Below are 19,789 nucleotides of genomic sequence, written 5' to 3'. Positions count from 1 at the left end.
TTTTTCTTCTACTATATTTTGTAATTTCATAATTCATTTTCTCAAAAATTCCCTGCTTCTTCCATTGCCTGAACTGCTCATACACAGTCTTCCATAGCGGAAAATCATTTGGTAAATACCGCCATTGACACCCTGTACGCAATACATAGAAAATTGCTTCTAATATTTCTCTTTTGCTATACTTTGGCGGCCTTCCTCCTTTCTTGTATGATACTCTGAAGTGTTTTTCTATTCTTGCCCATTCCCTTTCGCTTAGATCTGTTGGATACTTTTTTCTCATCTTTACCCCGTACTAAAATTTCAGATATTATAGCCTTTTACTTGTTTCCGGACAACCTCTGAAATCTGTTAATCAGCAAGCAATAAGTAATGTTATAAATAATAATAAAGGTCCACTGGACAATCTAGTCAATTATTTTAAATCAGCATCTGCAAATAAAAAAATTGGAATAGCTTCTGCCGTAATGGTATTAGGAGCAGCATTTTCTCCACTTATTGTGCTTGCTACATTAATAGCACTTGTAGGTATTGGAGCACGTTATGCAGGAATAGGTATAGTAAAGGCAGGGGAAAAAATAAAAGAAGGTGCGATTGATGCAGGAAAAGCAGTGAAAAGTTTATCTAAAAATTTAGGGGATAAATTGCCTGAGGTTGGGCCAAAAAAAGATAACTTTAGTAAATTATACAACAGTTTGGCTCAAGAGATTATAGGCTATAATATGTCCGAAGAAGGTGAAAAAATAAAAAACGCCCAGAGTAAAGCAAAGGTCATAGGCATGCTTCAAAATGAAGGGCAGCGATCTGCTATACAAGAGTTAGTAAAGAATGGAACTATTCAAAATTTTTCAGAAGATGACATGAAAAAGCTTAGAGAAAAAGGTACTAGTACTTATGAAAGTGATAAGGAAGCACTTGAGGAACTTATGGAGAAATTTCAATCTAAAATTATGGCCATTGGTGAGGGTAAAATAGAGGAGGTAGAAAAAATGGTTAATGATAAAGTTAACCAAATGAAGTCACCAGTTCCTCAATTAGATAGTCCAAGTTCTGAACAAGCGAGTACAGGAGAAACCAAAACCCTCTGATGGCTTGGAGAGGGAGGGAATGGAAAAGGTAGAGATCTATTCTTTTTTATCCACTTTTTTGAGCAATCCACTTCCACATCTAACACACATCTCAGTGATTATAATATCCAATTTTTGATCATGTTTTTCTACAGGTAAATCTTTACAATATTGTTTCTCATAGGCTACACCTATAAATATTTTTCCAAGTGGCCGCAGTTTTTCTATCATTGTATCATACCAACCACCGCCAAAACCCAATCTATTAAAATGATCATCAAAAGCAATAACAGGAGTAATGATTGTGTCGGGAATTACGTCTTCATTTGTTTTGTTCCATTCCTCAAATTTTAGTAACTTATTTTTATTAGGAATTGCTACTTTATAATCTAAATCGAGTAAACTATGCATCAAAGGCACAACATCTATTTCCTCATCCATTGGAATGTAAGCTGCTATTGTTTTGCCTTTAACGTAGCTTAAGTTCTGATTAAAGAGATTAATAAGGGAATTTGCCGCATAACTGGAATAACTTTCATCAATATCTTTTCTTATAGCTCTATATTGCTCTCTTATTTCCTTTTTGTGCTGTTTAATATCTTTGAACATGATCTATCCATTTTGCAGTAAGTTTTTCTTGTAAACTATTTTGCTTCAAGCGCTCACTTAAAAAGTCAAAGTCAACACACCCCATATCCTGGTCTTGATTACTGCAACTATAAACAAAACTCCTTTCTCCTGTTTTCGCATTTATATGTTGCTGCACACACTGAGCGCAGATTTCTTTCATCATACACTGCATAGGAGAATTAACTGATGATATCGCTATGTGGCCTGATTTCAGATATGGCTTTAAAATTGTTTTTCTAGCTTCATTCACAGCTTTCATCATTTTGTCAGAACCAATAGTGATAATTTTATCTATAACGTTCAAATTAATACCTAATCTTCCTTGTTGATAAGAGACTATTGCATCAACTATATTACCATGAAAGGATTTATCTTGATCTCTGCTTGTTTCTATCAATCCTTCTTCACATGCCCAAACTACTGCATTTGATGCACGCTCTATCAGTGCTCGTTTAAATACATCACTTAACTTCTTATAGCCAGCAAAGTACAAAACCTTGTTATTATTTTCAAGACATGCCTTCCCTATCGAAAATAACACTGCATTTCCAACTCCACCACCAATTAGCATTATATTCTTCATGTGCTATTTTAACTGCATTTGTTCAAATTTTTTGAAATTTTATAGAACAAAGTAATTTATATAGTTCTATACACAAAGACAAGAACACTCTCTGACTTCAACTATACCGATAACTGATAGCTGCATTTTTACGCATATCATCTAATAACAAGTTGCTTTGTATCATAATCTTTTGTTGGTACATTTTCTGTTTGATTGCTTCTATACCCGCTACATTACTCTTGATATCACACAACATCATCAACTTTGCAGTGCCATTTTCTCTCAATTCTACTATTTCATTCACACTTGTTTTACTAAATAAAATCTGTAAATCAGGATTTAAATCTCGCATTTTTATTTCAAATTCTTTTGCGTTTGGCAGCTTAAAATTATCTGCCAATTTATCAAAATTTAAACAACTGACCTTTTGCTCCTTGAGATTATCTAATAAACTTTCTGAACCTTCAACCACAATCTGTTTTAATTTTAAAGTGCTTTCCAGCAGTGCATGATTAAGTTGTACTTTATCTATTACTTTTATAACGGAGTAACCTTCACTGAAACTGCATGGACCTGCTATGTCGCTGGTTTCTAATCCTTCTAAAACGCTCTTGAGTTTTCCTTTTAGCTGACTTAAATTAACTGTTGCTTTACGCATCTTTATTGGAGATTCTGGGTTATCACTGTTGCGTAATTTTTTTACTAAATCTTCAGCTATACCATAAACGTCCTTGTCTTTTTGATCAGGAATTATAAACTCTTGGAACGTGATAAGATAATCCGGCTTTTCTGTTTGCCTTTTTACATCATCTACTTCTTTATCGCTTATATTAATAAATGGCACAATTCTTACTTCAATAATTTTGCTCCACAGTAACTGACATTTTATTTGTTTTCTTAAAATACCAAGATCTATATTATGCTTCTCTATGTATTGATCAACTTCATTAGCCTTAAGTTTAAAACTTTGGGTTAAAAATAACATAATAGCATTATCTAACTCCTCGTTGCTCAATTTTATATTCAGCCTCTGTGCTTCATTGATAATGATAATTTCGTCTATTAGCTCCCTAAGCACTTGAGGCTTTGCTTCTTTTTGATTAACACTTTGAGTGCCAAACAATGAATTTATAAAGTTGATGCGTTTTTCGATATCTAAATTTGAAATTGGTTCACCATTTACATCTGCAACAATTTCAATCTCGGTTGCAAGCAACCTAAGTGGCAACACTATCAACAGTAAAATTAGTATTTTATACATACAAGTAAAGTTAATAACCAATTCTATAATAAATACTGAGTCAATGCTAGCCAACTTTTTAATAGTGATCTCAGTGACAATGGAAATAAAAACCATTGCAACAAAATCAGGTACGCTGGTAAATAGGCTAAAAACATGCTAATATAGCGAATTTAAACCGTGCTAAAAACAGTATACGGAAGGAGAGGGATTCGAACCCTCGATACGACTTTTGGGTCGTATAACGGTTTAGCAAACCGCCGCCTTCAGCCGCTCGGCCACCCTTCCAAATTTAGAACCTAAAGATTATATAATACCAAGACCTCTACCACCTGTCTAATGCTTTTAATTGCAATATTTGTATCTGTTCAGATGCATGGCTAATGCTGAAACAAAAATTCCAGTGCTCCCTTTCTTGTCATCCCAGTGCCCAGACACTGGGATCCAGGATTTTGATTAGCACTAAGTTGGTGAGCATATAAGTGTTATGTTAAAATATAACGTTTTTACGGAAAGTCTGGATCCCAGTGTCACGCACTGGAATGACATCGTTTACTATGTGCCATATTGCAATGTTCGTACAGTTGTGCGCGGTATAGATTCCGCTAACAAGTAGCGGAATGACGAATTTGTTGTTTTTCAAATTGTGGGCAAACCCAAGCCACTTTAGCTATAAAAACTAATTTCTGCTTTTTTCAATGATTTTCTTTGCTTCTTCCACACCAACCCATTCTCCAACTGCTACCGTTTTTCCCTTTTCCAGATCTTTATAATGAGAAAAGAAATGAGTAATTTTATCTAGTAGGCTTTTAGATAAGTCAGAATAGTCCTTTATATTGTCATAATAGCTATCAACACTGGAAACAGGCACTGCTAATATTTTCTCATCTTCTCCTTTTTCATCTTTAGTGAGTAATGCGCCTATTGGACGCACCGATATTAAAACACTAGATGCTAAGGGAAATTGAGTTAGCACCAAAACATCCACAGGATCACCATCACCTGCGCAGGTATTTGGTACAAACCCATAATTGCAAGGATAAGTCATTGAGGTAGATAAAAATCTGTCAACTTGTAACAACCTAAACTCTTTATTAAATTCATACTTTACAGGCTCAGCATTCGCACTTATTTCAATTACCACATTCACCGCATTTGGTCCTGCTGTTATTTTACTTAAATCCATAAATTACCTCTTAACTTAAGAATAAGCATTATACAATATATGCTTTTAAGTTGCTACATTTATGTAATTCTAAACTTATTTTGCACGGGCTGTCCTAAATTTTCATTCGTCATCTTATTAACTGTTGAAAGTGGTGGTTCCTGTGATAATTGAAATAAAGCATATACTATTACGATAGTAAGCACTGCAGCAATTACTAGATTAGCAAAATTATCCTGTGGTAGGACGCCTTTTATTGGATTAAATAATTTTTGCTCCATAAAGAAATAATCAGCAACATATAACCCAACAGATAATACAAACATACCTAAAATAAGTTTACAGACTGTGTTTTTATGGTCTTTTTCTTTTTTCTTGCTGGTGATAGGATTTGGCCTACATTCATTCTCTTCTTGCAGCACTGAGTAGTATATATTATCAGGGCTCGTTATTAATTGTTCAAATTCATCACTATTTTGGTTTTTTAACAGTTGCTCTAGGGTGTTTTTTGTATTTATAGGATATATTAATCCATCCATTTTCAATGCTTTCTCTTGCCGATCCACATTCTCATGGTCGATTGTATATTTATCTCTACTTGATAATCTGATCATGTGTAGTTTGTTAGCTAAGAGCATTATATAGCTCTCTATTAACTGATTCTCACATATCTCTAATACTTCTCTTTTTACTGTTTTGTTAGATGACGAAAGTTCTTTATAGTGACCACCCAAAGAAAAGAACAATGCTATATCTTTATCTGCTTTTATGTCATGAATGGAATAATAGCTGCTGATAACGCACTTATTTAATGCAAATTCTCTGTCATATTTGTTTAATGTATTTCCTTCACTTAGTAACTTTCTAAGACCAATGAGTACTTTATTTTCAAAATCTTCTTCTGTTTTAAATATTGGTTCTCTCTTTGGATTTGCTAAGATGTTAAGTAAATCTAATTTTCTTCCATCTACTACTTCATTTATATATTCATTTAACTCAGATCCTTTAATAACTTCATATATTTTATCTATGACATCTTTAGTATTCAGGTTATTGTTTTCACTTAGAATTTGATAAGCTTGAGCATAAATTAAAAACAGCCCTTGTAGACTAAATTTTAAGTTAAAATATTTATCTAATGGTTCCTCTTTTTTTCTAATGAATTCAGACAAACCAAAATGATTTCTGTGATCCATAAAACGACCTAAGTCAGCATGTTGCAAGCTACCTAAAAAAATAAATAACGTCTCTAATAAATTACCCTTACCAACAATTTTTATTAGTTCTTCAATTTCTTTTATCATTGCTGAAACCTATAATGTTCTACTTTATAGTATAAGGAATACATGGCAAAATAGCAATAAATGTTATTAGACTTCTTGCATAACCCAAACTAAGTAGAAAAAGGTATAGCTATACCGCCGCGGCACTAACAAGAGATCCCGCTAACACGCAGCGGGATACTATCTACACCGTCATACCGCGATTCATTCGCGGTATCTCTCAACATAGATCCCGCTAACACGTAGCGGGATGACGAGACTTATCTTTATGCTGCCACGAACTGTCATACCGCCGCGGTATCTCTTAGCCGCTAACAAGTAGCGAAATGACAACAATCCTACGTCATACCGCCGCGGCGCTAACAAGAGATCCCGCTAGCGGGATGACGAGCTTATCTTCATGCTGCCACGAACTGTCATACCGCCGCGGTATCTCCAGATACCGCTAACAAGCAGTGGGATGACGAGACTTATCTTTATGCTGCCGCGAACCGTCATACCGCGATTCATTCGCGGTATCTCTCAGCCACTAACAAGAGATCCCGCTAGCGGGATGACGGTTGTCGTTTAGCTACAAACATTAAGAAATTTACCAAACGAAAAAAAGGCAAAAGAAGCCCCGTGGTTGGCTAATTACTTACATTATACTTTCAAGTATGGCGTTTTTTTATTCTAAACGTTTAATAACCGCGATTCAGTTGCTTTTAAGCCGCAACTAATCTAAATTACAAACATTAAGAAATTTACTAAACAGAAAAAAAGGCAAAAGAAACCCTAGGGTAGCTAGTTATTCACTATCCATTTTTTAAGTTGGCGTTTTTTAATGTTTTAAATGCTTTATAAGCGTATTTCAGCTTGTGTAGGTAAAAACCCAGAAATTTGATAAAGACATAGAGTGCACATAGTGCAAAAAATTAAACATGAGACGCCAGATACGTAAGTTTTTTTGTCATTTAATCTGTACAGAGAAGATAAATAAATAGCTTCAGTTTCATGATAAGGGGGCTGGCGGAGTTTGTCAAGCAAGTTTTTTCGTTTCTGTTATATGGTTATGCAAGAAGTCTATTGTATGTTTACACTCTGCATTAAAGCTTTTAGTTAAGAGCATATCCATCCACCGCCGATAACTTGCTCATCTTTATACGCTACACAGGCTTGACCTGGACTGATGCCAAAGTAATCGTCGTTTAAAATGACACAGGCTTTATTTTTTTCGTCAGTTGAATGTATTGTTGCTAAACTTCCCACATGTGATGATCTCAGCTTCACAGTTACTTCCATACCTTCCTTTGGTTGTTCTAACCAATTTAACTCCTTGATCAATATTTTTTTTTGCATTAATACGTTGATCGGACCTACTATAACCTCATTATTTTCTGTATTAATTTTTATCACATAAAGAGGTTCATTGTGTGCGATACCCAAGCCCTTTCTTTGCCCCACTGTAAAATTTACTATGCCACTGTGCTCGCCTAGCACTTTTCCATTAACATCCACTATTTTACCTTTCTGTACAGATTGTGGAGCTAATTTAGCTATTGTTTTACTATAGCTTTCGGAAACAAAGCATATATCTTGACTGTCCTGCTTTTCAGAAATTTGTAAGCTGAAATACTTTGCTAATTTTCTTATATCACTTTTATAGAACCCACCTAGTGGAAATCGCAAAAGTTTCAATTGCTCTTGAGTTGTAGCAAACAAAAAATAACTTTGATCTTTACTTTTATCAATGCTTCTGCACAACTTTACCTCACCATTTTTTTCTAACCTTCTCACGTAATGTCCTGTTACGAGCACATCCGCACCAAGATTTTTTGTAACTTGCAATAGATCACGAAATTTTACCGTTTGGTTACATCTCACGCATGGTATGGGAGTTTCCCCACGCATATAGGTACTCGCAAAATCCTCTATTACTTCCTTTTTGAATATTTCCTCATAGTTTAAAATATAGTGAGGAAAGCCAACACTTTCAGCTACACGCTTAGCGTCATAAATATCCTGTCCAGCGCAGCATGCGCCCTTTCTTGCGTTAGCATTACCGTCGGTGCCATAGAGTTGAAGAGTCACACCTACCACTTTGTACCCAAGGTTATGTAGCAGTGCTGCAGCAACGGAGCTATCAACTCCCCCGGACATTGCAACAACAGCCTTGGTCTGGTGCGGAGCTTTATCTTTTAGCAGAGGTTCTATTTCAAATTCTTTTAGCATAATCGCCTTAATTTATAAACACAAACTTGGTGTCATGCAAGTAGCTGACACTGGAATCTAGTTTCTATTACACAATTTCATCGAAACAGCATACTTGTTTATAGTCAATTTTTCTGGATCCCAGTGTTGGCTACTTGGATGACATCTTTATGCTTGAGGTAAAATTTGCTATAAAATTCGATGAACTACCTTTAAAAATAATTTAATCCTGCTTAAATAAAACATGGCCAAAATAATCCATGTTTTCAAGCACTTTTCCGCTACCCAGAGCAACACAACAAAGTGGGTCATCTGCAACACGAACCGGTAATTTTGTTGTTTCACTGATAACTTTACCTAGATTACGTAATAATCCACCACCACCGGATAAAACTATTCCTCTATCGACTATATCAGAAGAAAGTTCAGGTGGAGTGCTCTCCAGCGCAGTCTTAATAGCAGAAATTATCTGATGTACAGGCTCTATTAAACTCTCTGCAACTTGGTATTCTGATAAAAGCATTTCTTTTGGCATGCCACTCACTAAATCCCTGCCCTTAATTATCATTCCCTCTTTGTTATTTTCACCTGGCAGACTGGCTGAACCTATGCTTTTCTTAATTTTCTCAGCGGTTGTTTCACCGATTAATAATTTATGATTTTCACGAATATATGACTTTATTGCCTCATCCATAATATCGCCACCTACTCTGGCAGAACGTGAATAAACAATTCCGCCTAAAGAAATAATTGCAACTTCAGTTGTACCGCCTCCTATATCAACAATCATAGAACCCTCAGGTTCAGTAACCGGGAGCCCAGCTCCGATTGCTGCAGCCATTGGTTCTTCAATTAAAAATACTTCATTTGCACCAGCACTTTCTGCTGCATCTTGTATAGCACGCCTTTCAACTGGCGTGGATCCAGATGGAACGCATATGATAATATTAGGTTTATTAACAGTGAATTTTGTGTTTGCACTGCGTATGAAATATTTTAGCATTTCTTCCGCACTTTTAAAATCAGCAATAACTCCATCCTTTAAGGGCCTTATCGCCTCTATTTCTCCAGGCGTTTTCCCAAGCATCATTTTAGCTTTTTTACCAAAAGCATAAGGAACGTAACTTCCTTTTTCTTTTATTCTTGCTACAACTGAAGGCTCATCAAGCACTATTCCCTGATTTTTCTGATAAACTAAAGTGTTTGCAGTACCAAGGTCTATAGCAATATCGCTAGCAAACAAACCTTTGAAAGTAAAAAGGCTATAAAACTTTCCGGTTAATTTTCGAACAAAATTCATACATAACTCAAGAAAACCATTTATTAAGACAAATTATACTTTTCAGATAAGTAGTAAGTAACACACTCAACGTCTAAACCCTTACCTGTTACTTTTTTTAGCAGTTCCAGGCCACACTTTGCACTGTATATATTTTGAGATAACCAACTGATAAGTAAACTAAAATCTCCTTTTATTATAGCACTTAATGATTCGTAATGATTCTTTTTAACGCAAGAGAAAATCTGCACAGCAGCAATTAAAGCAATAATTTTTATAGGAAAGTAGCCCATAACACCGCTTGCCCAATATTCATCTTGAAAATAAGTGTTTAGCTCATTTTCAGCTTTTACTGGAATTTTATAGTGCTTCATACCTTCCAGCCACGCATCATGCAGGTCTTTGACTTCCAATGTACCATTTATTATATCTTGTTCTAACCTAGTTCTCAACATAATATGAGCTAACAGACTAAATTCATCTGCATTTTTTAAAAAAGAAGAAAGGTTTATTTCATTGAAAATCAAGTACAAATTTTCAACACTGCTAACTTTCTCGTTAGTTTTGCCTTTTATAGCAAATTTCTCTTTTATGTGTGGTTGAATAAACTCAATAAATTCTCTGGATGTTCCAATCATCCTTTCCATGAATAACCCTTGAGTTTCATACATAACATGTCTCGTAATTGGACTACTTATAGAATTTTGCGCTAAACATTTTTGATAAATTGCATAACCACTATGCCGTAAAAGTGAAAATAAACCATAACAAAAATCAGATTCATCATAATCTATAGGGTAGTAATAAGAAGTACGAATCTCATTTAGTGCAATACCCATTTGCTGTAAACATAATGAGCCAAGTTCAATCTGTTTCTGAGTAGCAACTTTTTGTATATTAGTAACCTTATCCTTTTTCTGCTTTTCAATTATTTTATCTACATTTTCGCTAAAAAATTTGCCTACCTTGGGGAATACTTCCCTTATATTCTTTTCTGTGATATCAGAGTCATAGTCAGCAAGCAGTGAGTCGTATTTTGAGCATTTTAATTGCTGCGATTTTATAGAAGCTACTTCGCGAATGAGTGTGATTAAATCAGTAAAACGTTCTTTTAGTTTTTCTAAGTTACTGGTTTCAGAATGAGATAGCTTCCATAAATTTTGGCATTCAACCTTAGCTTTGGATAAAGACTTTACTAAATCAATAGGAACAGCACTGTTGCTTTTATGTATTCTCTCTATTAACTTTAGCTGCTGAGTATTTGCACTTTTTTTGTTACCAAGAGCATCTGCTAATGATTCCTTTATTGCGTCATGAGAGATAATTTCATGTCTGATTTCTTCTAGAAGACTCATTTGTTCAACTTTGTCCTCTATATTCAATTGGCTTTGGTTTAGTACTTTTAGCGTATTTTCGATATTCTTTACCCTATATAATACTTCCTCTAAAAACTTATAAGATTGCATATTTGTTCATTATTTTAGAAAACATCTGTTTAATACCGTAATAGATTAATAATAAAGTTAAAAGTATATTTGCTTAAAGTACAATAAAAAATTGTACTTTTTATTCTTTTATTGGATTTTTCTACTCAGAGTCCAGCATATTATAGGAAAATTAATTGTAAGGTTGTAGAAAAAGTATTTAGTATTTTATTTCTCTTGACTATATTACAATATGGAGAGATATTAGCTACTGAAATTAAAGTTACGCACTATTTAAAATTTATGGAGGTTTAGTAATGTGGAGTAGACTGGTTATAATGTGCTGTTTTTGTTTATTACTTACTGGTGTAAGTTCTTGCCCAAAAAAAGGAGCAAATACAACAAATAAAATAAATTCTGTTGTTAAGCAGATAGGTGATAAAAGAGTTTTCTTTGGTTATGATGAATCTAGTATTGCTGAAGTAAGTGCAGATGCATTACTTGACGTAATCGAGGTGTTACAAGATAACCCTGACGCGAAGGTTACTTTAACTGGTCACACTGACAACCGTGGTTCTCATGAATATAATCTTGCGCTAGGCGCTAGAAGGGCTGATACAGCTAAAAAATTTATGGTTAGTTGTACACCCTACATAGAAAACAGAATAAAAACTGCTTCTAAAGGTGAAACTGAGCCTTTGGTTAATGTAAAAGATGATTCTAGAAATTCTAAATATGAAAAAGAGCATGCTAAAAATCGTAGAGTGGAATTTTCATTTTCTGGAATAAAGAAATAGTTTCTTGCATTAAAACCTGGATCCCAGTGTCAAACACTGGGATGACATAAAGAAAGGGCACTGGGGTAGACAAAAAAGGACAAACTTGTCATATTTCGTTGCTTGTTAGCGGGATCTATATATACCACAAATAAGTCGCGGTATGACGTAAGAGATCTGACCTGTCTGGCCATCAAGAGACATAATGGAATTAGAGTTATTATTTCAAAATGTGGTTAATAGTTTTGCTTTCTATAACAATCAAGTTGCAGTTGCAGTATCAGGTGGTGTAGATAGTATAGTCTTACTGCACTTAATGACTAACTGGGCAAAAAAAAACAAGCTTTCACTTCCTATAGCATTAACAGTAAATCATGGATTACGTCCAGAGTCTCAAAAAGAAGCTGATTTTGTTGTAAGTTATGCAAAGGAACTTGGAGCAAAGGAATCGTTCATATTAAATTGGGAGAAGCAAAATATTAAAGGCAATATTCAGTTACAGGCACGAAAAGCACGGTATAAGTTACTAGCAGAGTGGTGTAAAAATAATAATGTTAAATATTTACTTGTTGCTCATCACAAAGATGATCAAGCAGAAACGTTCTTGTTAAGATTAGAGCGAGGTAGTGGCGTAGATGGATTATCATCAATGGACTACAAGTCTTTCCTAAATGGTATTTATATATTTAGGCCATTGTTAAATTTTAGTCGTAGTGAAATAGAAAAGTACGCTAAGCTTCATCGGTTAAAATGGATCGAAGATAGAAGCAATCATGACTTAAAATACAGACGAACTTTATACCGTAACTTACTTAAAGCAAGTGATAATCAAGAGATTTTAACAGAGCGAATATGCCTCACAGCCCTTCATATGAAAAGAGCTGCAAAAGCGTTGATGCACTACACACGCCTTGCGTTTAATGACTGCGTTAATGTGCATGATCTTGGTTATATTGAAATTAAACTAAGTGAATTTTATCAATTGCCAGAGGAAATAGCCTTGAGGCTTCTTCTTTACTCTATAATGGCAATTGCCAGTAAACATTATAAACCAAGGTACAGCAGCCTCATTGCAATATTTAATAGAATATTGCAAAAGGATAGTAATGTTAACTGTACACTTTCTGGGTGTAAAATAAGAAAGTATGGAGAAAATATCTTAATAATTAGAGAATCGTCAAGGATACAAGAAATTACCGTAAACCTACCTTTAAATGAACCTACCCAATGGGATAACAGATTTAGCTGCACAATACTCGGAAATCAAGGGTGTTCAGTTATCATCGCTCCATTAAAAAAAACACAAAAAGTTCCTGAATTTCTGAAGGATTACAACTGCTGCCCTGAAGTTTTCTACTCTTTGCCTACAGTACAAAAAGATAGCAAGGTGCTTGCTTATCCTGATGTAAATTATAACGGAAAAAATACCAATGACGATAAGGTTCAATGCATTATTAATAGCACGATAAAACAAAATTTGGTAAGCTTGATTAGTATTTAGTTAGAAATAGAAATGAAAAAATTTTTAGAAGGCTTATTGATCTGGTTAGTAATTATTGTTCTTATTTCAGTTGCTTATATTCAATTCAGCGGAAATGTAGGTAAAAGTAAAACAATTATACCTTTTTCGGAATTTTTAACTAGACTAGAAGACAATGATGTAGAAAATATTGTCATAAAAAACCAGAGCATTGAAGGCAAGTTCAGGGACGGTTCAAGTTTCAATTCAAGCGGTGTCATATATAGCGACCTAATAAAAAATTTACATGATAGAAAAGTGAGATTCTCCTTTTCAACTGGAGATTCTGCCATGAACGTAATTGGTGGATTACTTATCTCATGGGTCCCAACATTTATCTTTATTGGCTTTTTGCTATTCTTTCTTAAACAAACACAAGCGGGAGGCAACAGCACTATAAGCTTTGGCAAGTCAAGGGCTAGACTCATGACTAGTGGAAAAAAAGTAACATTTGATGATGTTGCTGGAATTGATGAAGCAAAAGAAGAGCTAGTAGAGATCGTTGATTTCCTTAAACAAAGGCAAAAATTTCAAATATTAGGTGGAAAAATACCAAAAGGGTGCCTTTTAATTGGCTCTCCTGGAACTGGTAAAACTTTACTTGCTCGTGCAATTGCAGGAGAAGCTAATGTGCCATTCTTTAGCATTTCTGGATCTGATTTTGTTGAAATGTTTGTTGGTGTTGGTGCGAGCCGTGTTCGTGATATGTTTGATCAAGGCAAGAAAAATGCTCCTTGTATAATTTTTATAGATGAGATAGATGCGGTGGGTAGACATCGTGGCATTGGTCTTGGTGGCGGCAATGATGAAAGAGAACAAACATTAAATCAGTTATTAGTTGAGATGGATGGCTTTGAGTCTAATGAAGGTGTAATAATAATTGCTGCGACTAACCGTCCGGATGTCTTAGATCCAGCACTGCTTAGACCTGGTCGTTTTGACCGACAGATTACTATTTCTTTACCCGATATAAATGGGCGTGAAAAGATATTAAATACTCATATAAAGAAAATATCAATAGCACCAGATGTAAACGTGAAAACAGTTGCAAGAGGAACACCAGGTTTTTCAGGGGCTGATCTAGCAAATTTGGTGAATGAATCTGCACTTATCGCTGCAAGAAGAAACAAGAAAATTGTTACCATGGATGATTTTGAATATGCACGTGATAAAGTAATGATGGGCGTAGAAAGACGATCCCTAATTATGACAGAAGAGGAAAAGAGACTGACTGCATACCATGAAGCTGGTCATGCGATAATTGCGGTTAATATGCCTGCTTCTGATCCTATACACAAGGCAACAATCATTCCAAGAGGTATGGCCTTAGGTTTAGTTATGAGACTACCGGAAACAGATAGAGTGTCCCACACAAGAGAAAAGCTGATAGCAGATATAACTGTTGCCATGGGTGGCAGGGCAGCAGAAGAGTTAATTTTTGGCTACGATAAAGTTACAAGTGGCGCGTCTTCTGATATACGACAAGCATCTAACATAGCACGTGCTATGGTAAAAAAATGTGGAATGAATGATGAGATAGGGCTAGTGTATCACAATCGTGAGCAGCAAGATCCACAACATCCTCATATGACATCTGAAGATACGCTAAAGCTCATAGATGAAGAAGTGAAAAAAATCATATCTTCTTGCTATGAAAAAGCAAAAGACATTTTGACCAAGCATAAGAAAGGCTTAGAGCTTATTGCTGAAAATCTACTGGAGTTTGAAACTTTAACAGGAGATGAAATAAAGGATATACTAAACGGAAAAAAAATTGTTAGAGAAGAAAATGAGAAGAATGAGAAAGTAAAAAAATCCTCTCTCTATGAGAGTTGACCTCATCTTAAAAATGCTAATCAGCTAACGCTGCAATAAAACATTCAGAATTGTAACTGTCAATATAAATTGTATTAAAATATTCATAATATTGCATTTTCATCACAATAATGCTATCATTCAGTTAGTATTAATGTTTAATGAGGTGTGAGTAATGATTGATATAGCTTCTATTGGTGTAAGTACAGTTATTGATCAGAATTATAGAAGAAAAGCACAATTATGTTTATCAGGATTATTTGTAACTGTGTCAATAGCAACTGTTACCTGGTTTATTTTCCCTGCGTCACAAAATGTATTAGCTCCGTTTTTACTTCCGGCTATGTTCTTGCTCTTCACTTTATCGATGGGTTATTACATGTTCATATTTAGTTGTGAAGAAAAATCTTTGGTAAAGAATGTTCTTGGTATGGTTGAACCGGCTGAATCGGTAAAGAGAGTGCATTGCCAAGAAAATATTAAGTCCTTATTAGCAGAAGTGAGAAGTACTACGAAAGATAGGTTTCGTAACGTGCTTGTTAATCTTTGTTTTGAAGATCGTAGTAAAGCACACAAACTTGCATTATATGTGAAAGAAATTGACGATATTGTGTCTTCAATAAAAAATAAAGACCTCTTAGACCATTTTGATCAATTTTTTACTATTACTGAAGTAAGCAATAAAAAAAATAGAAGTGAATTAATGAACCTCGCAAGGGCATATAAGATGATAAGTGAAGAAGATCCAGACAAAATACAGGATTTTTTAGCTACTCAAACAAAAAGTTATTCATATGAAATAATGTTACCTGAAATTGATAATTTTCTATCACAAGCTAGGTGATTTTATCAATAATTTCATTGTGTACGTGATTATCATTTTTTGTTTCAATTCCAGTGATAACACTGCACCTAACGGGCTCTTTTATGGCTATTTCCTGAAATCCTTTTCTGACCTTATTGTAAAAATTAACATCCATTTCTTCATATTTATTCTTGTCTTTTGCTCTATTTAACCCAACTTTAACATCAATATCTAGAATGAATGTAATATCTGGATATTTAATTTCCACTAGCTTATGTAAGTCCCTTATTAGCCCTAAGTCAACTCCAAACCCATATCCTTGATATGCAATAGTTGAATCAATAAACCGATCACAAATCACTATTTTTCCTTCTGCAAGAGCTGGTAATATTAATTTTTTCATATGTTCGCGCCTCATCGAGATAAGTAGCAAGAGTTCAGAAATAGAATCAATATTATTCGTTAACAATACTCCTCTTACCTTCTCTGCAAAGTTAGTGCCACCTGGTTCTCGAGTCAATACCACATTATTTTCGCCGCGAATTTGCTTAAAATGATTTGCAAGTAGCTTAGATTGTGTTGTTTTACCAGAGCCGTCTATTCCTTCGAAAGTTATGAACATAAGTTTTATAATTATAATACTAAAAAAGAATATGCAAACAGTATACATAGAAACCGTTTGACATTTAAATAATAAGACCGTAAATTACATGTGGTATAATAATAGTCTATGGTTGCTCTGAATACTCCTAAAGTCGATTTTAGTTTTACTGCAAAAGATTTTAATCTTTTGGGAGTAGACAATAAATATTATGCATTAAGTGACTGTTGTGGAAAAAATGGTCTTATTATAATGTTTATATGCAATCACTGTCCTTACGTTCAGTCAATTATTAGCAATCTGGTAAGCGATGTTGATCAATTGAAAAAAGATTATCAGGTAAACACCATTGCAATAATGCCAAATGATGTAAATGAATATCCAGAAGATTCCTTTGAAAATATGATTAATTTTGCCAAGGAAAATAAGTTTATATTTCCATATTTAATTGATAGTACACAGAAAATAGCTAAAGAATACGGGGCTGTTTGCACTCCTGACTTTTTCGGCTTTAATTCCAATTTAAACCTTTGCTATCGTGGACGTTTTAACGACACAAAAAAAGAAAAGGTTCAAAGCTATGAAGTAGGAAGTAGTGACTTATTTCAAGCTATGAAATTTATTGCAGAAACTGGTAATTCTCCAATTGACCAAAAATCAAGTATTGGCTGCTCAATTAAATGGTCTAATTCTACAGGTTAAATATCATGCACAGTGGCTCTCAGCATTTGTTTGATATTATAATTTTGCTTTCTGCTGCTGTGTTTATAGTCATAGCATTTTGGAAAATGAATATTAGTCCAGTGCTTGGTTACTTCGTTGCAGGTGCAGTTATTGGTTCTCACGGATTTAATCTGATACACTCAGCTGAAGCAATGGATAATCTTGCAGAATTTGGTGTAGTTTTTCTATTATTCATTATAGGCCTTGAATTGACATTTGAACGCCTGATCGCTATGCGTATTCATGTATTTGGGTTCGGTTCTCTTCAAGTTATAGTTACCATGGTAGCAATATGGTGCATCGCTCTTGCTTTCGGAGTGAATACGAATATAGCAACAGTTATTGGTGGTGGGCTTGCGCTATCCTCAACAGCAATAGTGTTGCAGGTTCTGCAAGAAAAAGGTTCTCAAGCAAGTCAGGTTGGTAGGTTGTCGATAGCAGTGCTATTAATGCAAGATTTTGCAGTGGTACCATTAATAGTATTGGTACCTTTACTTACTGGCAATTCTGAGCACAGCCTGATAAGCTCATTGGCAGGTTCATTGGTGCAAGCAGCTATTGCATTAGTGCTGATATTTATAACTGGTAGATTATTGCTTAGACCTTTATTTTCGGTTATTGCTAAAATGGAAAGTAATGAGATCTTTATATCAACAACGCTTTTAATAGTATTAGGAGCAGCATTTATTACTGAGCAATTCCATTTATCGTTAGCATTAGGTGCATTTGTTGCTGGATTGTTAGTTGCAGAAACAGAATATAGACACTCAGTAGAACACGCAGTATTGCCATTTAAAGATTTGTTTCTTGGCTTATTTTTCATGACTGTTGGTATGTCCATCAATACCGAACTTTTACTCAATAAGTTACCACTAATTACTTTATTATCGATTATCCTTATCGTTTTAAAAACATCTATTATATATATATTGTGTAGATTTTTTGGGTTTAAGAGTGCACCTGCTATACAAGCTGGGTTACTGCTTTCACAAGGCGGTGAATTTGCGTTTATTTTGTTTCGCTTAGCAGATGAGCTAAATGTGCTACCAAGTGAAATCGCTCAAGTACTTATGATGGTAACTACAGTAACCATGGCTTTCACTCCTCTTTTATCGGGGCTTGGAGATTGGATAGCAAACTCATTTAGCACTGAGAAAACAATATTAGATGATGAAGCTGTTGAAACAGATACACAAGATCTTTATAACCATGTGATAGTTGCTGGATTTGGTAGAGTGGGATATATGGTAACAAAAATGCTTACGGCAGAGCATTTAAGTTACGTTGTTGTAGATATTCAATCGAAAATAGTCAAAGAAGGAAAAAGTGATAGTTTTCCTATATATCTTGGAGATGTTACAAGATGTGAAATTTTAAAATCGGTAGGAATAGAAAGAGCTCAAGCTCTCGTTATTTCAATAAAGAATGAAGTTACTATAAAAAAAGTTGTTTCTTTAGTTGCAACAAATTTTCCGCATGTAAATATTGTAATACGCTTACCAGATCTGAGTAATGTGGAGGTTTATAGAGATCTAGGAGCTAGTAAAATTATTCCTGAAACATCTGAGATAGGATTGCAGCTAGGTGGAGCTGCACTGAGCCTTAGTGGTATTAGCGAAAGTGGAGTTACGTCTTTAAAAAGTAGATTCAGAAAAGGCAATTACAGTATGTTAAAAGACCTTGGTAGTGATAAAGATGAATAACTACTTCTCTAATTTTATGTACAGAAAGCTTCAAGCTTTATTGAGGTTTTGCCTATAGTAAATTACGCACATAATCAACCAAATTAAGGAAAGTGCAAACCAAGTGATTGCATATTCCAAATGCTTTATTGGCTGTATAGCTACTTTGCTGCCAAAATTGTTCGGCCACAATACACACTTCTCTAGCTTAATACCTAACTCATTGGAAATTTCTTCTGTACTCAGGGTAAACCATGTATTCGAAGCAGTATCGTTCTTGATAAACCAATTTTTACTTTTATTGCTATCGCAATATAAAATTCCATCTGCAACTACTTTTTCAATTTTTACTTTTTTCTCCTTTTTTTCTCCGACTATTCCTTTATTCACCAACATGTAACGTCCAGTGGTGAGCAACATAGGAGACAGCACGTGATAGCCGTGTTGCCCTGCAAAAACATATAGTTCTATGTCACTTAGAATCCCATCAATCTTGACATGCCTATAGTTAAATTTTTCAAGGTCGTTATTGGGCAACAGATGAACAACAGGAAGATTCATATTTTTGATAATATTATTCTTCCAGTTCAATCTGAATACTTGCCATAATCCTAATAAAAAAAGGAGCAAGCAAGGTACAATTAAAATAAATACTATTTTTTTTAACACTCTATATTTGTGTTCTTAAATAGTTTTCAACACCCATTAGTTCAATAAGGTCAATCTGTTTTTCAATCCAATGGAAGTGCTCTTCTTCATTTTTTAACATCTCTTCTAATAACATTACACTAACAAAATCTTTTTCTTTCTCAGCGATAGAAATCGTTTCTTTGATATCCTTAAGAGGTTGTCCGGAAACAAGTAAATTCAAGCATATTCCCTCTTTAACATAACCCTACTCATAGCTAGGTATATGAAATTCTCAGTGGATGTTGTGAGTAAATCATACTCCTTCGATAGCCTTCTATTCCTATTAACCCAAGCAAAAGTCCTTTCTACAACCCATCTTCTTGGCTGTACTTTAAACC

At 34.5% G+C, this 19,789-nt stretch carries 21 protein-coding genes and 1 tRNA gene; 7 read left to right on the top strand and 15 right to left on the bottom strand.

What is annotated here, in order from left to right; genetic code table 11:
- A partial coding sequence (locus tag OZD64_RS05990) for an IS5 family transposase (RefSeq protein ID WP_044471353.1) occupies window positions 1-280 on the bottom strand: 280 nt, incomplete at its 3' end.
- Window positions 281-464: 184 nt separating this feature from the next.
- On the opposite strand from OZD64_RS05990, the gene OZD64_RS05985 reads away from it, so the two are divergent.
- Entirely contained in the window at window positions 465-1,085 is a 621-nt protein-coding gene (locus OZD64_RS05985) for a hypothetical protein (protein ID WP_274999516.1), read from the top strand.
- A 36-nt stretch (window positions 1,086-1,121) separates the two neighbouring features.
- Here OZD64_RS05985 and OZD64_RS05980 read toward each other — a convergent pair whose 3' ends face one another.
- The 10 genes from OZD64_RS05980 to OZD64_RS05935 all read right to left on the bottom strand — a co-directional run bounded on the left by OZD64_RS05980 (window position 1,122) and on the right by OZD64_RS05935 (window position 10,882).
- Entirely contained in the window at window positions 1,122-1,673 is a 552-nt protein-coding gene (locus OZD64_RS05980) for a 5-formyltetrahydrofolate cyclo-ligase (RefSeq protein ID WP_010963143.1), read from the bottom strand.
- Complete coding sequence (locus OZD64_RS05975) at window positions 1,657-2,277, bottom strand: ferredoxin reductase domain-containing protein (RefSeq protein ID WP_006279429.1); 621 nt, start codon at window positions 2,275-2,277, stop codon at window positions 1,657-1,659. Before OZD64_RS05975 ends, OZD64_RS05980 begins: the two co-directional genes overlap by 17 nt.
- Window positions 2,278-2,374: 97 nt before the next feature.
- The gene (locus OZD64_RS05970; RefSeq protein ID WP_038199657.1) at window positions 2,375-3,520 is read right to left on the bottom strand and encodes a SurA N-terminal domain-containing protein; all 1,146 of its coding nucleotides are present in this window, start codon (window positions 3,518-3,520) and stop codon (window positions 2,375-2,377) included.
- A 176-nt stretch (window positions 3,521-3,696) separates the two neighbouring features.
- A tRNA-Ser gene (locus tag OZD64_RS05965) sits at window positions 3,697-3,787 on the bottom strand.
- Window positions 3,788-3,989: 202 nt separating this feature from the next.
- Complete coding sequence (locus tag OZD64_RS05960) at window positions 3,990-4,142, bottom strand: hypothetical protein (RefSeq protein ID WP_179943781.1); 153 nt, start codon at window positions 4,140-4,142, stop codon at window positions 3,990-3,992.
- 36 nt (window positions 4,143-4,178) lie between these two features.
- The gene (gene ppa, locus OZD64_RS05955) at window positions 4,179-4,685 is read right to left on the bottom strand and encodes an inorganic diphosphatase (protein WP_010082061.1); all 507 of its coding nucleotides are present in this window, start codon (window positions 4,683-4,685) and stop codon (window positions 4,179-4,181) included.
- A gap of 59 nt (window positions 4,686-4,744) precedes the next feature.
- Entirely contained in the window at window positions 4,745-5,968 is a 1,224-nt protein-coding gene (locus tag OZD64_RS05950; protein WP_274999513.1) for a WD1261 family protein, read from the bottom strand.
- Window positions 5,969-7,045: 1,077 nt separating this feature from the next.
- The gene (gene mnmA, locus OZD64_RS05945) at window positions 7,046-8,158 is read right to left on the bottom strand and encodes a tRNA 2-thiouridine(34) synthase MnmA (protein ID WP_038199627.1); all 1,113 of its coding nucleotides are present in this window, start codon (window positions 8,156-8,158) and stop codon (window positions 7,046-7,048) included.
- Window positions 8,159-8,360: 202 nt separating this feature from the next.
- Window positions 8,361-9,437, bottom strand: a complete 1,077-nt coding sequence (locus OZD64_RS05940; protein WP_007548791.1) for a rod shape-determining protein — start codon at window positions 9,435-9,437, stop codon at window positions 8,361-8,363.
- A gap of 23 nt (window positions 9,438-9,460) precedes the next feature.
- Window positions 9,461-10,882 (bottom strand): gluzincin family metallopeptidase, encoded by a 1,422-nt coding sequence (locus OZD64_RS05935; protein ID WP_010963135.1) that lies wholly within the window; start codon window positions 10,880-10,882, stop codon window positions 9,461-9,463.
- A 275-nt stretch (window positions 10,883-11,157) separates the two neighbouring features.
- Here OZD64_RS05935 and OZD64_RS05930 point away from each other — a divergent pair, with 275 nt between their 5' ends.
- The 4 genes from OZD64_RS05930 (at window position 11,158) to OZD64_RS05915 (ending at window position 15,794) form a co-directional block, all read left to right on the top strand.
- A complete protein-coding gene (locus tag OZD64_RS05930) occupies window positions 11,158-11,637 on the top strand; it encodes an OmpA family protein (RefSeq protein WP_274999511.1) in 480 nt (159 codons plus the stop codon).
- A gap of 184 nt (window positions 11,638-11,821) precedes the next feature.
- Entirely contained in the window at window positions 11,822-13,117 is a 1,296-nt protein-coding gene (gene tilS, locus OZD64_RS05925; protein ID WP_208571594.1) for a tRNA lysidine(34) synthetase TilS, read from the top strand.
- A gap of 12 nt (window positions 13,118-13,129) precedes the next feature.
- Entirely contained in the window at window positions 13,130-14,971 is a 1,842-nt protein-coding gene (ftsH, locus tag OZD64_RS05920; protein ID WP_274979224.1) for an ATP-dependent zinc metalloprotease FtsH, read from the top strand.
- 154 nt (window positions 14,972-15,125) lie between these two features.
- Window positions 15,126-15,794 (top strand): hypothetical protein, encoded by a 669-nt coding sequence (locus OZD64_RS05915; RefSeq protein ID WP_010081999.1) that lies wholly within the window; start codon window positions 15,126-15,128, stop codon window positions 15,792-15,794.
- Here the strand turns inward: OZD64_RS05915 and tmk are convergent.
- Window positions 15,787-16,377: a dTMP kinase gene (gene tmk / locus OZD64_RS05910; RefSeq protein ID WP_010081998.1), complete on the bottom strand. Its 591-nt coding sequence runs from the start codon at window positions 16,375-16,377 to the stop codon at window positions 15,787-15,789. The two genes, OZD64_RS05915 and tmk, sit on opposite strands and share 8 nt — an antisense overlap.
- A 108-nt stretch (window positions 16,378-16,485) precedes the next feature.
- On the opposite strand from tmk, the gene OZD64_RS05905 reads away from it, so the two are divergent.
- Both OZD64_RS05905 and OZD64_RS05900 read left to right on the top strand, forming a co-directional pair.
- Window positions 16,486-17,058, top strand: a complete 573-nt coding sequence (locus OZD64_RS05905; protein ID WP_010081997.1) for a thioredoxin family protein — start codon at window positions 16,486-16,488, stop codon at window positions 17,056-17,058.
- Window positions 17,059-17,063: 5 nt separating this feature from the next.
- Window positions 17,064-18,782: a monovalent cation:proton antiporter-2 (CPA2) family protein gene (locus OZD64_RS05900; protein WP_038199616.1), complete on the top strand. Its 1,719-nt coding sequence runs from the start codon at window positions 17,064-17,066 to the stop codon at window positions 18,780-18,782.
- 30 nt (window positions 18,783-18,812) lie between these two features.
- Here the strand turns inward: OZD64_RS05900 and OZD64_RS05895 are convergent, their stop codons facing one another.
- The 3 genes from OZD64_RS05895 to OZD64_RS05885 all read right to left on the bottom strand — a co-directional run.
- On the bottom strand, window positions 18,813-19,430 hold the full coding sequence (locus OZD64_RS05895) for an SURF1 family protein (RefSeq protein ID WP_274999509.1): 618 nt from the start codon (window positions 19,428-19,430) through the stop codon (window positions 18,813-18,815).
- A 1-nt stretch (window position 19,431) separates the two neighbouring features.
- Window positions 19,432-19,632: a ferritin-like domain-containing protein gene (locus OZD64_RS05890; protein WP_274999507.1), complete on the bottom strand. Its 201-nt coding sequence runs from the start codon at window positions 19,630-19,632 to the stop codon at window positions 19,432-19,434.
- The coding region (locus tag OZD64_RS05885; RefSeq protein WP_274999147.1) for a transposase at window positions 19,629-19,789 on the bottom strand (161 nt) is incomplete at its 5' end. The genes OZD64_RS05890 and OZD64_RS05885, both read right to left, overlap by 4 nt.

Source organism: Wolbachia endosymbiont of Drosophila tristis (assembly GCF_028981745.1).
Classification (GTDB): domain Bacteria; phylum Pseudomonadota; class Alphaproteobacteria; order Rickettsiales; family Anaplasmataceae; genus Wolbachia; species Wolbachia pipientis.
The sequence above is the reverse complement of the archived record's forward strand: the minus strand, read 5'-3'. Positions and strand labels throughout refer to the sequence as shown.